1 protein-coding gene is annotated in these 310 nt (G+C 34.5%); it reads left to right on the forward strand.

All coding sequences use genetic code 11. The annotated features are described in order from the left end of the window. Nucleotides 1–310: leucine-rich repeat domain-containing protein (locus IY230_RS02190; protein ID WP_196369710.1), on the forward strand; the 310-nt coding region annotated here is incomplete at both ends.

The following is a 310-nucleotide window of genomic DNA, read 5'->3' on the forward strand; positions in this document are numbered from 1 at the left end:
GACTAACCTCAATTGGCAGTTATGCATTCGCTCAAACAACCTCATTGAAAGATATTGGACTCCCTGAAAACCTAAAGACCATTGATAGCTATGCGTTCCAAGGTAGTGGATTAACAAATATAGTCATTCCAGGAAGTGTAACATCAATAGGAAATTACGCATTTAACGCGACTCCAATGGTAAGTATCACATTACCATTTACTGGAAAAAGTAGTACATATTTAGAAGGAAATCAAAATCCAGAAAATCATATAGGATATATATTTGGTTATTTACAAACTGCTACAACAATCAGACCAAGTAGTACTAA

This window comes from Acholeplasma laidlawii (assembly GCF_015709225.1).
In the GTDB taxonomy this organism is placed as follows: Bacteria; Bacillota_I; Bacilli_A; order Acholeplasmatales; family Acholeplasmataceae; genus Acholeplasma; species Acholeplasma laidlawii_A.